13 protein-coding genes are annotated in these 13,721 nt (G+C 62.7%); 6 read left to right on the forward strand and 7 right to left on the reverse strand.

The annotated features are described in order from the left end of the window. Nucleotides 1-80: 80 nt before the first annotated feature. Complete coding sequence (locus tag N436_RS11870; RefSeq protein WP_110741116.1) at nucleotides 81-767, forward strand: GNAT family N-acetyltransferase; 687 nt, start codon at nucleotides 81-83, stop codon at nucleotides 765-767. A 49-nt stretch (nucleotides 768-816) separates the two neighbouring features. Here the strand turns inward: N436_RS11870 and N436_RS11875 are convergent, their stop codons facing one another. From N436_RS11875 to N436_RS11895, 5 genes are all read right to left on the reverse strand, one after another. Further along, nucleotides 817-1,572 carry an ABC transporter permease gene (locus N436_RS11875; protein WP_105948824.1) on the reverse strand — a complete coding sequence of 252 codons (756 nt, stop codon included), beginning with the start codon at nucleotides 1,570-1,572 and terminating at the stop codon, nucleotides 817-819. After that, complete coding sequence (locus N436_RS11880; RefSeq protein WP_105948825.1) at nucleotides 1,572-2,777, reverse strand: ABC transporter substrate-binding protein; 1,206 nt, start codon at nucleotides 2,775-2,777, stop codon at nucleotides 1,572-1,574. The genes N436_RS11875 and N436_RS11880 overlap by 1 nt, the downstream gene beginning before the upstream one ends. Continuing rightward, the gene (locus N436_RS11885; RefSeq protein ID WP_105948826.1) at nucleotides 2,764-3,585 is read right to left on the reverse strand and encodes an ABC transporter ATP-binding protein; all 822 of its coding nucleotides are present in this window, start codon (nucleotides 3,583-3,585) and stop codon (nucleotides 2,764-2,766) included. Before N436_RS11885 ends, N436_RS11880 begins: the two co-directional genes overlap by 14 nt. After that, nucleotides 3,582-4,646 (reverse strand): acyl-CoA dehydrogenase family protein, encoded by a 1,065-nt coding sequence (locus N436_RS11890; RefSeq protein WP_105948827.1) that lies wholly within the window; start codon nucleotides 4,644-4,646, stop codon nucleotides 3,582-3,584. Before N436_RS11890 ends, N436_RS11885 begins: the two co-directional genes overlap by 4 nt. A gap of 99 nt (nucleotides 4,647-4,745) precedes the next feature. Beyond that, nucleotides 4,746-5,306, reverse strand: a complete 561-nt coding sequence (locus N436_RS11895) for a carboxymuconolactone decarboxylase family protein (protein ID WP_105948828.1) — start codon at nucleotides 5,304-5,306, stop codon at nucleotides 4,746-4,748. A gap of 102 nt (nucleotides 5,307-5,408) precedes the next feature. Here N436_RS11895 and N436_RS11900 point away from each other — a divergent pair, with 102 nt between their 5' ends. Then, the gene (locus tag N436_RS11900; protein WP_105948829.1) at nucleotides 5,409-6,320 is read left to right on the forward strand and encodes an AraC family transcriptional regulator; all 912 of its coding nucleotides are present in this window, start codon (nucleotides 5,409-5,411) and stop codon (nucleotides 6,318-6,320) included. An 18-nt stretch (nucleotides 6,321-6,338) separates the two neighbouring features. On the opposite strand, the gene N436_RS11905 is transcribed toward N436_RS11900, so the two are convergent. After that, on the reverse strand, nucleotides 6,339-6,878 hold the full coding sequence (locus tag N436_RS11905) for an Rrf2 family transcriptional regulator (protein ID WP_060497076.1): 540 nt from the start codon (nucleotides 6,876-6,878) through the stop codon (nucleotides 6,339-6,341). Between the two features lie 257 nt (nucleotides 6,879-7,135). Between N436_RS11905 and N436_RS11910 the strand changes: the two genes are divergently transcribed. Both N436_RS11910 and N436_RS11915 read left to right on the forward strand, forming a co-directional pair. Continuing rightward, complete coding sequence (locus tag N436_RS11910) at nucleotides 7,136-8,332, forward strand: NAD(P)/FAD-dependent oxidoreductase (protein WP_060497077.1); 1,197 nt, start codon at nucleotides 7,136-7,138, stop codon at nucleotides 8,330-8,332. A gap of 232 nt (nucleotides 8,333-8,564) precedes the next feature. Continuing rightward, a complete protein-coding gene (locus N436_RS11915) occupies nucleotides 8,565-10,190 on the forward strand; it encodes a methyl-accepting chemotaxis protein (RefSeq protein WP_105948830.1) in 1,626 nt (541 codons plus the stop codon). Between the two features lie 151 nt (nucleotides 10,191-10,341). Here the strand turns inward: N436_RS11915 and N436_RS11920 are convergent, their stop codons facing one another. Continuing rightward, nucleotides 10,342-11,748 (reverse strand): cytosine permease, encoded by a 1,407-nt coding sequence (locus N436_RS11920; RefSeq protein ID WP_110741117.1) that lies wholly within the window; start codon nucleotides 11,746-11,748, stop codon nucleotides 10,342-10,344. 317 nt (nucleotides 11,749-12,065) lie between these two features. Here N436_RS11920 and N436_RS11925 point away from each other — a divergent pair, with 317 nt between their 5' ends. Both N436_RS11925 and N436_RS11930 read left to right on the forward strand, forming a co-directional pair. Continuing rightward, nucleotides 12,066-12,551 carry a flavin reductase family protein gene (locus N436_RS11925; protein ID WP_060497080.1) on the forward strand — a complete coding sequence of 162 codons (486 nt, stop codon included), beginning with the start codon at nucleotides 12,066-12,068 and terminating at the stop codon, nucleotides 12,549-12,551. A 75-nt stretch (nucleotides 12,552-12,626) separates the two neighbouring features. Further along, nucleotides 12,627-13,667 carry an LLM class flavin-dependent oxidoreductase gene (locus N436_RS11930; protein ID WP_110741118.1) on the forward strand — a complete coding sequence of 347 codons (1,041 nt, stop codon included), beginning with the start codon at nucleotides 12,627-12,629 and terminating at the stop codon, nucleotides 13,665-13,667. The last annotated feature ends 54 nt before the right edge of the window (nucleotides 13,668-13,721 follow it).

The raw sequence follows: 13,721 nt of genomic DNA on the forward strand, positions 1-13,721 counted from the left end.
CACGGCAAAACCGGTTAGACTGTACAACCCGCGCCTACACGGCGTGGGCTGTATTCCCACCCGCCGGAGCCTGCCCCCCGATGTTCATCCTGAGCCGCCTCGACAGCGTGCCGCCCGAGTCTTTCCAGAACCAGATCCGCGAACTGGTGATCCACAATGTCGGTGAATTGAGCAGTGTTGCCATCACCGCCGACAACCCGCTGTACCCGCTGTACCAGTACGGCGTTGGTATGGAAGTGCACCAGTACCTGCAAGCGCTGGACGGCACCCGTGGCCTGGCCGTGGCGCTAACCCTGGCGCTGGATGCCGAAGCGCCGGACCAGTTGCTGGGCTTTGCCCTGTCGCTGCCGGCCGAGGACGATGAGCAGGCATGCTCATTGGCATTTCTTGCCGTGCGCGACAGCCACCGCCGCCTGGGCATCGCCCGTGCCCTGCTGAGTGACCTGCAGGCACGCCATACCTGCGTGGAACTGAATGCCTTTGCCAATCAGGTGCCGTGGTTTGAGGCGATGGGCATGCAAGTTGTAGCCGCCAATGGGCCGCAGGTGCTCATGAGCAGTACCGGGCTGGCCAGCGGCGCATTGATCGGGCGGTTGGACATTGCGCCGATTTATCAAACGGCAGAAGTGCTGCAGATTCATACCTACCTGCTTAACCAGCAGGGTGAGGATGCGATGATCGAAGCCGAACAGATGCGCGATGAGCGGCTGGATGAATTGACCGTCCAAGCCCAAGAGTGCGTGCGGCAGCGCAAGACTGTGCATTGATCCGAGGGCCTCTTCGCGGGTTTACCCGCGAAAAGGCCCCACTGGCCCCTCAGCCATGCACCCAGCGCCGATGCAGCCCTCGCGCCAAGGCATCCAGCACAAACCCCAATACACCAATCAGCAGCACCATCGCCATCAGCTCGGAATACGCCAGCCGGTCACGCGTATCGAGGATGAAATACCCCAACCCCGCACTCACCCCGAGCATTTCGCACGGCACCAGCACGATCCACAAAATGCCAATGGCCAGCCGCACGCCGGTCAGCACATGGCCGATCACCCCCGGCACGATCACCTTGCACAACGTCTCCCAACGCGTGGCACTCAGGCTGCGGCTCAGTTGCAACCAGCGGGGGTCCAGTTGCCTGACCCCGGCCGCCGTGTTCAGCAGAATCGGCCACAACGCAGCGAACGCCAGCAAGAAGTAGATAGGCTGGTCACCCACCCCCATCAGCATCACCACCACCGGCATCCACGACAGCGGCGAGATCATGCGCAGGAACTGGAACGCCGGGGTGGTTGCCGCCTCCAGGTGGCGGTAACTGCCGACCAGCAAACCCAGCGGCACACCGATGAGCAGTGCCAGCAACAGTCCGACCAGGATGCGCTTGAGGCTGACCCAGATATGCCCGTAGACCTCACCCTGCCCCAGCAACTCGAACAGGCTGGCCAGGGTTGCCGCCGGAGAAAAGCGCGCCGACAGCCCGTCAGCCTGGCCGAACACGGCAACGCCAGCCCACCAAAGCAACAACAAACCCAGCAATCCGGCCAGGCCAAGGCCGGCATGTACGACATGCGTGCGCATCAGACCGCAAACTCCTCGCTACGCTCGAAGTTGTCGGCAATGCCGAACACCGACGGGCCACCCACCGCAGCGATGGCATTGCGCACGAATCGGTCGTCGACCAGGTCGCGGGCAGTCTGCGCCGGATCAAGCCCGGCAAGAAACGCATTGTCGCCTTCGATCAGGGTGGTTTTCAGGCGTTTGACAAGTTCCTCGGTGTAACTGGGGAACGGATACGGCTGGAAGTCGATGCGCTTTTCGTCCCACTGCTGATGCCGAATGGCACCGCTGGCAATGTAGCCGGCACGATCCTCGGCGGCCGGGGCCAGCACCTTGGTCAGCACGGCAGGCTCATGCGGGGTGTACTTGTTGGGGCCGGCCTTGGACAGCAAGGCAGCGGCTTCGGCGCGGTGGTCGCGGGTCCAGTGCTGGGCCTTGACGATGGCGTTGACCACCTTCTGCGACCACTCCGGGCGGTTGTTCAGGTCATGCTCATGCATGAACACCACGCAGCACGCGTGGTTGCGCCACACATCGCCAGTAAAACGCTGTACGCGGCCAACCTTGAGGTTCTCGGCCAGGGCGTTGAACGGCTCGGCGACGATGTAGCCGGCAATGCGCTTGCTGGCCAAAGCGGGCGGCATGTCGGAGGGCGGCAGCACCAGCAGGTTGACTTCGGTGGCAGCCAACTGGGCGTTGGCCGGCTTCGACACTGGCGTCAGGCCGTTGTCGTTGAGCATCTGCTGCAGCACCACGTTATGGATCGAGTACCAGAACGGGATGGCCACGGTCTTGCCACCGAGCTGTTTCATGTCGGTGATGTCCGGAGCCACGGTCAGGCCCGAACCGCCCACGTGGTTCCACGCCACGACCTTGGCCGGCACCTTGCTGCCGTAACGCGCCCACACCGTCATCGGCGACAGCAAGTGGATGACGTTGACCTGGCCGGAAATGAACGCCTCGATCACCTGTGCCCAACTGCGCAACAGCACCGGGCGCTCGGCCTTGATACCTTCGGCCTCGAACAGGCCATTGTTGTGCGCCACCAGCAATGGCGTGGCGTCGGTGATCGGCAGGTAGCCGATGCGCACCGGCGCGTCCGGCTCGACGGCAGCGCGCGCCTGCAGGCTCGACAGCAATGGCAGCGCACCCGCCGCCGTAAGCATGGCGCCAAGCTTGAGAAAATCGCGACGCGAAGAAGAGGAACAGCAGTCATCCATGCACATGGACAGCCTCCGAGGGCAACGGGGTTAGGGTAGGTTCTACGGTGCGGCTTGCCCGCCGAAGGGTTTTGAGGATTTCGATACGCAAGGCACCCAGTTCTTCAACCCGCTGCGCGCGTGGTTGCGGCAGGTCGATGTGCCATTGGCCGAGGATGTGCGCTGGGTGGTTGCCCAGTAGCAGAACCCGGTCGGACAGCAGCAGCGCTTCGTCGATATCGTGGGTGATCAGCACCGCCGCCGTGTTGTGGGTGGCGATCAGTTGCAGCAGCAGTTGCTGCATGTCGGCCCGGGTCACTTCATCCAGCGCGCCGAACGGTTCGTCCAGCAACAGCACTTCGGGCTGGCGGGCCAGGCAACGGGCCAGCGCCGTGCGCTGGGCCATGCCGCCGGACAACTGCGCCGGGTACTGGCCACGGGCGTGGGCCAGGCCCACGGCGGCAATCGCATGGTCGATACGCGCGCGCCGCTCGGCAGCATCCAGCTTTGGCTGGCGGGCGAAGTCCAGGCCAAAGGCAACATTCTTCTCCAGGCTCAGCCAGGGCAGCAGGCTCGGGTCCTGAAAGGCCACTGCCAGCCGTGGGTGCGGCCCCTGCAAGGGTTGGCCGTGCAAGGTCACGCTGCCGCCACGGGGCTGCTGCAGCCCTGCCAGCACCCGCAGCAGGCTGGACTTGCCGACGCCACTGGGGCCAAGAATGCTCACCACCTCGCCCGGGGCCAATTGCAGGTCAAACTGCGCCAGCACTTGCTGCCAGCCACCCTCACGCGGGTAGCCCAGGCTGATATCGCAGGCTTCGAGCAACACGTGGCTCATGCGGCACCCGCCTGGCGTTGCAGTTCGGCGCGCAATTGCACCAGGCTGGGGGTGACGATCGGCACGAAGGCCGATTCGCGCCAGCGGCGGGCAAAGCCTTCGCCATATTCGCTGAGGTAGGCCTTGCCACCGCTGGCCTGCAACTCCAGTTGCACAGCATCGGCAGCACTTTCAGCCAGGGTGATGCGCAACTTGAACAACGCCGCTGGCTGCTGCTGGAAGCGGCCATCGAGCAACCCCTGCTTGAGCTCGCTCACGGTGTTTTCCAGGCGCTCACTCAGTACCTGACGGGCTTCATCGAGGAACGAGGCACGCCCATGCAGATGCGCCTGCACCTCTTCCAGCGCCCGTCGCGCCAAGCCGATGGCCATCCCGCATTGCAATGCCAGGAAAGCCGGGCGTACCCGCGGCAGGAACTCGCGGGCGTTATCGTGCAGCAACCAGTCACGCGCCAGCGGCACCTGGTGGAAAGCCAGCGCCGCCGTGTTGCTCGATTGCAGACCCATCAGTTGCAAGTCATCGGAGCGCTGCAGGCCCTGGGCGTCTGAAGGTATGGCGAGCACGAACGGCGCACCGCCGGCTTCGTCTTCGATGGCCGCCGCTACCACGAAGCCGCTCTTGCGCAGGTTGGTCACCCAGTGCAAGCGCCCTTCCAGGTGCCAGCCATCAGCTACCGGCCGGCCACGCACCTGCAGCGCTTCGATGCCGGACAGGAACTTCATGGCGTTGGACAGCCCGGTGGCACCCGCCAGCTCGCCCGTCAACAGACGCGGCAGCAAGCGCTCGCGCAATGGCTGGTTGGGGCTGTGTAACAGGTACTCAATGAAGGCACGCTGGCCCCAGCAGACAAAGGCTGAAGCCAACGAACGGCTGGCAATCGCGGCGATGGCCTCGACGGCGTCGGTCACCTGCCCGCCCGTGCCACCCAAGGCCGGGTCGACACCAATGCGCAGCAGCTGTGATTCGGCGATCTGTGCCAGCACCTGTTGCGGTTCGCACAGGCCCCGGTCGATGGCCTCGGCATTGGCATCCAGCCAGTGACGAAATGCGCAATCTTGCATGGTCTTGCTCCTTTGGGAACGCCGGGGCCGCCTTGCGGCCCATTCGCGGCACAAGGCCGCTTCTACAACGACCGCATCAAGGCCGCTATCACGGATGGGTTACGCAGAAGGCTGCCAACGGTATTTGCCAAGCTCTTCATTGAGCGGCGTCTGGGCGAAAACATTAGCAAAGTTGCACAGGGTTGCGAGGCTCACGCCCAGAATCACCTCCAGTGCGTTGCCTTCGCTGAACCCGGCTGCGCGGAAGGCCTGGTAGGTGGCCTCGCTGACATTGCCACGGGTGGCGATCACTTCGCGGGCAAACGCGGCCAGGGTTTCGTAACGGGCGTCGGGCAGTTCGCCACGGGCGCGCAGGGCATCGACCACGTCCAGCGGCAGCTTGGCCTTGTTCAGTGCCACTGCGGTGTGGCCAGCCACACAGAAGTCGCAGCCATGCTGGGTAGCGGCAATCAGTTGAACCACTTCACGCTCGGCCAGGCTCAGCTCGGACTTGCCGTTGAGCGCCGAAACGGTCACGTAGGTTTCCAGCGCCGCCGGGGCGTTGGCCAGCACACCCAGCAGGTTGGGGATGAAGCCTGAGTTTTTCTGGGCATTCTCGAGGAATGGACGGGCCGCTTCCGGGGCGCTCTGCAGGGTGTGTAAAGTAATGCGGGAGGACATGGAGTGGTCTCCTTTGATGGGGGTCACTACAGTCTGTTGGTTATAAGAATTACCCTCCATATTCATCAGTCGCCTTTCCTTGCTCCTGAGTGTTTGTATTAGATGATTTCGTCCAGCCACCTTGTCGATTGGTTATTAGAGGGCCTGGAGCTCGATGCCAGCCTGTTTCATGTCGGGCGCTACTGCGGTGGCTGGCACGCCAGCACCCAAGGCATGGGCCGCGCCAGCTTCCACCTGGTGGTGCAAGGGCATTGCTGGCTGCACATCGACGGCGAAGCGCAACCGGTGCGCCTGGAAAAGGGCGATGCAGTATTCCTGTTACGCGACCTTGCCTATCGCTTGTCCAGCGACCAGGACCCGGCCGACGCCTGTGCCCAACCGCGCCAGGCCATGCAGGCGCTGGACAGTGAGGCCAGTGACGGCGTAGGGCTGGTCTGCGGCTTCTTCCACTTTCAGTCCGGCCTGTCTTCGCTGATTGTCGAAGGCCTGGCTGACTGGATCTTGCTGCACGCCGAAGACCCCGCCGGCAGTGCGGCGCGGGCGCTGTTCGAGCTGATTCTGGAAGAGTGCCGACGTGCCGCAGGCCCGTCGCAGGCGTTGCTGGAGCGGCTGACGCACCTGTTGTTCCTGTACGTGCTGCGCCAGCAGGTAATTGCCGGGCAGTCACTGGGCGGGCTGGTCGCCCTCGCCCGCCAGCCGGCGTTTGCCGGTTTGCTGGAGCAATTGATCGAGCAACCGGGGCAGGCCTGGACACTGGAAAGCATGGCTGCCTGCACCGGCTTGTCACGCTCGGCGTTTTTCAAGCGCTTCAATGAGCTGGCCGGGCAATCGCCGGGACAGGTGCTGCTGGCTTTGCGTATGCGCCATGCCAGCCAGTTGCTGCGGGCGGGGAATACCGTGGAGCAAGTAGGCGCGCAGGTGGGGTACCAGTCGGTGGCGGCATTTACCCGGGCGTTTGCCAAGGCGGTGGGGGTGCAGCCAGGCGCTTATCGACGGCAACATGAAGGGCGCTGATCTGTAGCGGCAACAGGTTCAGACCTGGCTGACAGGTATATCCCCGCCACCTTTACCTTCGCGCCGCTCTCCCATCCAGCTGTTCACCTGCTGCCCGAACTCGGCCGGCGCCTTGCGCCCGAACCGCCGGGCCAAGTCAAGAATGGTCTGCTGCGCCAGCGCTTCCTCCATGCGCTTCTGCGCCCCCAGCATCACCGCATGGATCGCACAGGTGCCCTCGGTCGCCCAGCCAGGTGGCGAGCCGTCGAACAGGCTGCAACGCTCACGCACCTCGCGACAGTCGAAAATCTTCTTCGGCCCGTCGATGGCATTGACGATATCCAGCACCGTGATTTCGTCCGACGGCCGCGCCAGGCGGAAACCGCCGCGAACACCTTCGGTGGCCGCGACCAACCCGGCACGGGCCAGCTTGGTGAAGACCTTGGCCAGATACTCCTGAGGCACCCCCTGCAACTCTGCCAGGTCGCGCACGCTGGACTCGCGCGAATCGCCACGTTCGTCCACCAGGAACAGCAGGCAATGGATGCCATATTCGACGCCAGCACTGTAGAGCGACATATCAATCTCCGACCAATCTTGTCGCAAATAATACGCCGAACGCATTGGATGGGCAAAGCAGACAGTTGCCGCCTGTCGGTTCACCCCACACCTCTGAACCAGCAAATACAGCCATCTGATCCCTTTTCAGGCGGCGCGAGGCACCGGCGTGCTCGAAAAAAGACTTGCAGGGATTAACTACGACCAATACAGTCGTAGTTATTCGAGCGACACCCACCCGTCCTCGAAGCCCTCTTCGAACCTTGCGGAGCATCTACATGAAATCGAACATCCTCATCATCGGTGCCGGCTTTGCCGGTGTCTGGAGCGCCCTGAGCGCCGCTCGCCTGCTCGACCAGGCCCAGCGCGACGACCTGAGCATCAGCGTGCTCGCCCCGCAAGCAGAACTGCGTATTCGTCCGCGCTTCTACGAAGCCAACGCGCATACCTTGAAGGCCCCCGTGGGTGAGTTGTTCGAAGCCGTTGGCGTGCGCTTCATCACTGGCAACGCCGAGGCCATCGATGCCGATGCGCGCAGCGTCAGCTACATCGACAGCCACGGCCAGCGCCAGCAAATCGCCTACGACCGCCTGATCCTCGCCGCCGGCAGCCAGGTAGCGCGCCCGGCAGTCCCGGGCCTGGCTGAGCACACGTTCGATGTCGACCAGATGGAATCGGCTGTTCGCCTGGAGCAGCACCTGACGGGTCTGGGGGCCCTGCCCGCTTCACCTGCCCGCAACACCGTGGTGGTCTGTGGCGGTGGTTTCACCGGTATCGAAACCGCCACCGAAATGCCCGCCCGACTGCGTGCCATCCTGGGTGACGATGTACGGGTGCTGCTGGTTGACCGTGGTGTCAGCATTGGCGCGGCATTGGGTGCTGGCATCAAGCCGTCGATCGTTGCGGCCTCGGAACAGGCCGGGGTCGAATGGCTGACCGATACCTCGGTGGTGGCTGTGGATGCAGGCGGCGTCACCCTCGACAACGGCGAATACATCGCCAGCAGCACCGTAATCTGGACCGTCGGTGTCAAGGCCAGCCCGCTGACCGCACAGGTTGCCGGCGAGCGTGACAACTTCGGCCGGCTCAAGGTCGATGACCACCTGAAAGTGGTGGGCCAGCAGCACATCTACGCCACCGGTGATACCGCCTGGGCCGCCGTCGATGAAATCGGCAACCACGCGCTGATGACCTGCCAGCACGCCATTCCCATGGGTCGCCACAGCGGCAACAACGCCATGGCTGACCTGCTTGGGGTGGCACCGGTGGTGTACCGCCAACCGAAGTACGTCACCTGCCTTGACTTGGGTGAATGGGGCGCGGCGTACAGCGAAGGCTGGGAGCGCGAACTGAAGCTGCAAGGCCAGGAAGGCAAGGACCTCAAGCGCCAGATCAACTCGGTATGGATCTACCCGCCCGCGGCTGATCGTGCCGTGGCCTTGGCTGCCGCCGACCCGATGATTGCGATCGTTTGACAGCAAGATCCTGACAAAACCGTCAATAAACGACGGTTTTGTCAATTATGTCGTTACATTGTTGGACTGTTCAACAATGATGGCCATATGGCATCATTCAAACCAAAAAAGTATTCAAGAGGGTGAGGCAACACTACTAATCCGCAGCGCATCAAGAGCCTGGCGCCATACCGGTGACCCGGCTTTCCGACCAAGCTCCTGAGGCCTGCACGCCACCGTCAAGGAGCATTCCATGCAGTTACGGAATATGAAGATCGGCATTCGCGCTGCCAGCGTATTTGCCCTGTTGGGCATCCTGGTCCTGTTCATGGGCCTTATCGCACTCTATGAAACCCGCCAGATGGACAAGGCCACCGACGAGATCCGTGTTACCTGGATGCCCGCCGTGGTAGCCCTGGGTGACATCAGCAGCAACCTGGGCCGCGCACGGGCTGTCACCTTGCGCGCCGCACTGGACGACAACCCCGCCGAGCGCGCACGCAACCTGCAGCTGCTCGAAGGCATCAACGCCGAGCTCAAGGGTGGGTTGAAAGACTACGCCGACACCATCATCGCGGCCGACGACCGCGCCCTGTTCAACACCTTCAATGACGCACACCAACAGTACCTCGACCTGCAGGTAAAAGTGCTGCAAGACATTGCCGCAGGCCGCATGGACGATGCCAAGCAGCAGATCAGCGGCCCCCTCACGCAGCGCGCCGACACCATGATGAAGGCCATGACCGCCCTGCTCGGCTATAACAGCAAGGGTGCCGAAGACGCCTCGCAGCGCAGCAGCGATGTGGCCGACGAAGCGTTCACCGCCATCATCGCCTCGTTGCTGGTCATCATGCTTGCAATGGCCGCCATTGCCACCGTGCTCACCCGCAGCATCGTGGTACCACTGGCCGATGCCGTGGCTGTTGCCGAACGCGTGGCCACTGGCGACCTCACCCGGGAAATTCGCGTGATCGGCCGTGACGAGCCAGCCTTGCTGTTACGCGCCCTGGCCCGTATGCAGGAAAGCCTGCGCGACACCCTGCGCAAGATCGCCGCGTCGTCCGACCAGCTGGCCTCGGCTTCGGAGGAGCTGCACACCGTTACCGAAGACACCAGCCGCGGCCTGCACCAGCAGAGCGCGGAAATTGACCAGGCGGCCACCGCCGTCAACCAGATGACCGCCGCCGTCGAAGAGGTCGCGAACAATGCGGTCAGCACTGCCGATGCGTCCAAGGGCGCCGACCAGACCACCCGCGATGGCCGCGACCGGGTCAATCAGGCGCTGGCATCCATTCAGCATCTGGTGGCTGACGTAACGGGTACCTCGGCCGAAATCGAGCAACTGGCCAGCAATGCCAACGAGATCAGCCGCGTGCTGGATGTGATTGGCGCGATTGCCGGGCAAACCAACCTGCTGGCGCTGAACGCCGCTATCGAAGCAGCCCGCGCAGGCGAGGCGGGCCGTGGTTTTGCGGTGGTGGCAGATGAGGTTCGCGCCCTCGCCCACCGCACCCAACAGTCGACGGCGGAGATCGAGCAGATGATCGCCGGTATCCAGAACGGTACCGAGCGGGCGGTGACGGCGATGCACAGCAGCCAGGGGCGTGCCACCAGCACACTGGATGTGGCGCAAGGTGCTGGTCAGGCGCTGGAAGTGATTGCCGAGGCGATTGCGTCGATCAACCAGCGCAACCTGGTGATTGCCAGTGCTTCGGAGGAGCAGGCGCAGGTGGCCCGAGAGGTTGATCGCAACCTGGTGAACATTCGTGATCTGGCGATGCAGACGTCGGCGGGGGCGAACCAGACCAGTGCGGCGGCGCAGGATCTGTCGCGGTTGGCGGTAGATTTAAACGGCATGGTGGCGCAGTTCAAGGTTTGACCTGAAATAGCCGGGGCCGCGTTGCGGCCCATCGCCGGCAAGCCAGCTCCCACAGGGACCGCGTAGACCTCAGGAATTGCGCGATCCCTGTGGGAGCTGGCTTGCCGGCGATGGGCTGCAAAGCAGCCCCCGTTACAGCAACGACGTTCTATCAGTCGTTAACACTCACAACCCGCCCCGCCTTCTCGACAGCCTTGCCGCGGGTCGCCAGGCAATAATACAGCGGCACCGTCACGATCAAGCCGAACAGCCACGACAAGTCCGCCCCTTCGACAATGTTCGAATACGGCCCCACATACAGCGACGTATTGGCAAACGGCAGTTGCACCAGAATCCCGCACGCATAGGCAATGATCGCGTGGTGATTGAAGCGGCCATAGATACCGCCATCAGCACTGAAGATCGACGCAATGTCGTACTGCCCCTTCTTGATCAGGTAGAAGTCGATCAGGTTGATCGAAGCCCACGGCACCAGTACCAGCAGCAGCGCCAGGATCAGGCCGATGAAGTGGCCAATGAAGTCCGCCGAGGCGTTCAGGGCAACCATCCCGCAGCCCACCAGAATCACCGATGCCAGGATCACCCGCACCTTGATGCTCGGCGTCCAATCGGCCATGAAGGTCTGGATCGCGGTGACGATCGACAACACCGCGCCATACAGGTTGAGGGCGTTGTGGCTGATGATGTTGAGCAGGAACAGCACCATCAGGATCGGGCCCAGCCAGCCGGTGGCCTGTTTCACCGCATCCATGGCGTCGGTGCCTTCCGGCACGCACAGCACCGCTACCGCACCAAAGCTGAAGCACAGGATGGTGCCCAGGGTGGCGCCGAAGTACGTGGCCCAGAATGGCTTGGCGATGCCTACTTCACGCGGCAGGTAGCGCGAATAGTCGGAGGTGTATGGCGAGAAGCTGATCTGCCAGATGGTGCCCAATGACACGGTGGCGATGAAGCCCGACAGGTTGAATGCACCACGGCTGAAGAAGTCGGCCGGCAGGTCTTGGGCGAACATCATGATGAAGCCGGCCAGCAGCGCCGAACCCATCACCCAGGTACCGATACGGTTCAGAATATGAATGAAGCGATAACCGATCACGCCAATGGCAGTGGCGCTGAGGGCACCGATCACGATCGCGCCCGGCATCGGCACGCTTGGGGTGATGCCATGGATGGTCTTGCCCGCCAGGACGATGTTGGAAATGAAGAAGCCGACATAAATCAGCGCGGTGAAGAACACGATCAGCAAGGCGCCGTAGCGGCCGAACTGGCCACGGCTCTGCACCATCTGTGGAATGCCCAGCTGCGGTCCCTGCGCAGAGGCCAGGGCGATGACCACGCCGCCGACCAGATGGCCCAGCACAATGGCAATCAGCCCCCATAACAGATTGAGGTGGAACACCTGGACCACCATGGCGCCGGTGACGATAGGCAGTGGCGCAATGTTGGTACTGAACCAGAGGGTGAACAGGTCGTGCGCCTTCCCATGGCGCTCGGCAGGTGGAACGTAATCGACCGTGTGATTCTCGACAAACTGGTGTTGCGACGACGGTTGGGACATAGGATTCAGCTCGAAAGGTCGTTTTTATCGTTGTAAGGAAACCGCATCCAGGGCGGCCTCTCAGCTGCGGACCATATTATGGTATTCCAAACTTTTGACAACACTGATCCGCAGGAAAAAACGGCCGCTGATCTGCTCGCGAAACCCCTGCGACAAACCGCCTCATCGCTCAAAGCCTCTATTTACGTGGCCTTGAGCCGTTCATCGTGAAAAGTCAGGGTTGAAAATTCCGCTTGCAAAATAGGTATTACGGTATACCATCAGACACATCAACGATAAAAACCGCGGACCACCGCAGCCTTTTAGAGGTACACGAGATGATCGACGCAACCGTCTACAAGCACGTCCTGGGCTCCTTCCCGTCCGGCGTTACCGTCATCACCACCCTGGACGACGACGGCTCGGTTGTCGGCCTGACCGCCAGCGCCTTCTCCTCCCTGTCGATGGACCCGCCGCTGGTGCTGTTCTGCCCTAACTACACCTCCGACTCCTACCCTGTGCTGATCAAGCAGAAACGCTTCGCCATTCACCTGCTCTCGGGTGAACAGCAGGCTGAAGCCTATGCGTTCGCCAAAAAGGGCAAGGACAAGGCCAGTGGCATCGAGTGGACCCTGAGCGAACTGGGCAACCCGATCCTGGCCGGTGCCACTGCCGTCATCGAATGCGAACTGTGGCGTGAATATGAAGGTGGTGACCACGCCATCATGGTCGGCAAGGTGCATAACCTGATCGTCCCGGCAGAAGCGCCACGCCCGATGGTGTACTGCCGCGGCAAGATGGCCAGCCTGCCGGCCTTTGCCTGAAGCCTATTCTGAATCGAGTCCCCTGGCGCCTCCCCTGCCCGGCGCCAGCCCCTTTCAAGCGTTGAGGAAAGCCCCATGAAATTTTCGTTGTTCGTGCACATGGAACGTTGGGATGAACAGGTCAGCCACCGCCAGCTGTTCGAAGACCTGACCGAACTGACCCTGATGGCCGAAGACGGCGGTTTCAGCACCGTGTGGATTGGCGAACACCACGCCATGGAATACACCATTTCGCCAAGCCCGATGCCGCTGCTGGCCTACCTGGCCGCACGCACCGACAAGATCCGCCTGGGCGCCGGCACCATCATCGCGCCGTTCTGGAACCCGATCCGCGTGGCGGGCGAATGTGCCCTGCTCGACGTGATCAGCAACGGGCGCATGGAAGTGGGCCTGGCCCGTGGCGCCTACCAGTTCGAATTCGACCGCATGGCCAACGGCATGCCGGCCACCGACGGCGGCAAGGCGCTGCGCGAAATGGTGCCGGTAGTGCGCAAGCTGTGGGAAGGTGACTACGCCCACGACGGCGAAGTTTACAAGTTCCCCACTTCCACCAGCGTACCGAAGCCATTCAACGCCACCCCGCCGATGTGGATCGCCGCCCGCGACCCGGACTCGCACAACTTCGCCGTGGCCAACGGCTGCAACGTCATGGTCACTCCGCTGATGAAGGGTGACGAAGAAGTGCTGGACCTGAAGAACAAGTTCCAGGCCGCCCTGGACAACAACCCGGATGTGCCGCGCCCGCAACTGATGGTGCTGCGCCACACCCATGTACACAGCCCGGCGGAGCCGGAAGGCTGGAAGGTCGGCGCCCAGGCCATCTCGCGCTTCTACCGCACCTTCGACGCCTGGTTCGGCAACAAGACCACCCCGGTCAACGGCTTCCTGGAGCCAAGCCCGGAGTCGAAGTTCGCCGAAGTGCCGGCGTTCGAGCTGGAGAACATCCGCAAGAACACCATGATCGGCACCCCGGAAGAGGTCATTGCGCGCATCAAGTACTACCAGGAGCTCGGTGTCGACGAGTTCAGCTTCTGGTGCGACAACAGCCTGCCCCACGCTGAGAAGAAGAAGTCGCTGGAGCTGTTCATCAAGGAAGTGGTGCCGGCGTTCGCCTGAATTCCCATTGCCTGAATCATTGCGGGACGCGCCCGCTCACGTGGGCCACTGCGG

Source organism: Pseudomonas sp. RV120224-01b (genome assembly GCF_003208145.1).
In the GTDB taxonomy this organism is placed as follows: domain Bacteria; phylum Pseudomonadota; class Gammaproteobacteria; order Pseudomonadales; family Pseudomonadaceae; genus Aquipseudomonas; species Aquipseudomonas monteilii.

What these genes read in the sequence shown, in the direction of transcription:
- N436_RS11870 (WP_110741116.1), top strand. Translation starts at nt 81, where the DNA reads ATGTTCATCCTGAGCCGCCTCGACAGCGTGCCGCCCGAGTCTTTCCAG.
- N436_RS11875 (WP_105948824.1), bottom strand. Translation starts at nt 1,572, where the DNA reads ATGCGCACGCATGTCGTACATGCCGGCCTTGGCCTGGCCGGATTGCTG.
- N436_RS11880 (WP_105948825.1), bottom strand. Translation starts at nt 2,777, where the DNA reads ATGTGCATGGATGACTGCTGTTCCTCTTCTTCGCGTCGCGATTTTCTC.
- N436_RS11885 (WP_105948826.1), bottom strand. Translation starts at nt 3,585, where the DNA reads ATGAGCCACGTGTTGCTCGAAGCCTGCGATATCAGCCTGGGCTACCCG.
- N436_RS11890 (WP_105948827.1), bottom strand. Translation starts at nt 4,646, where the DNA reads ATGCAAGATTGCGCATTTCGTCACTGGCTGGATGCCAATGCCGAGGCC.
- N436_RS11895 (WP_105948828.1), bottom strand. Translation starts at nt 5,306, where the DNA reads ATGTCCTCCCGCATTACTTTACACACCCTGCAGAGCGCCCCGGAAGCG.
- N436_RS11900 (WP_105948829.1), top strand. Translation starts at nt 5,409, where the DNA reads ATGATTTCGTCCAGCCACCTTGTCGATTGGTTATTAGAGGGCCTGGAG.
- N436_RS11905 (WP_060497076.1), bottom strand. Translation starts at nt 6,878, where the DNA reads ATGTCGCTCTACAGTGCTGGCGTCGAATATGGCATCCATTGCCTGCTG.
- N436_RS11910 (WP_060497077.1), top strand. Translation starts at nt 7,136, where the DNA reads ATGAAATCGAACATCCTCATCATCGGTGCCGGCTTTGCCGGTGTCTGG.
- N436_RS11915 (WP_105948830.1), top strand. Translation starts at nt 8,565, where the DNA reads ATGCAGTTACGGAATATGAAGATCGGCATTCGCGCTGCCAGCGTATTT.
- N436_RS11920 (WP_110741117.1), bottom strand. Translation starts at nt 11,748, where the DNA reads ATGTCCCAACCGTCGTCGCAACACCAGTTTGTCGAGAATCACACGGTC.
- N436_RS11925 (WP_060497080.1), top strand. Translation starts at nt 12,066, where the DNA reads ATGATCGACGCAACCGTCTACAAGCACGTCCTGGGCTCCTTCCCGTCC.
- N436_RS11930 (WP_110741118.1), top strand. Translation starts at nt 12,627, where the DNA reads ATGAAATTTTCGTTGTTCGTGCACATGGAACGTTGGGATGAACAGGTC.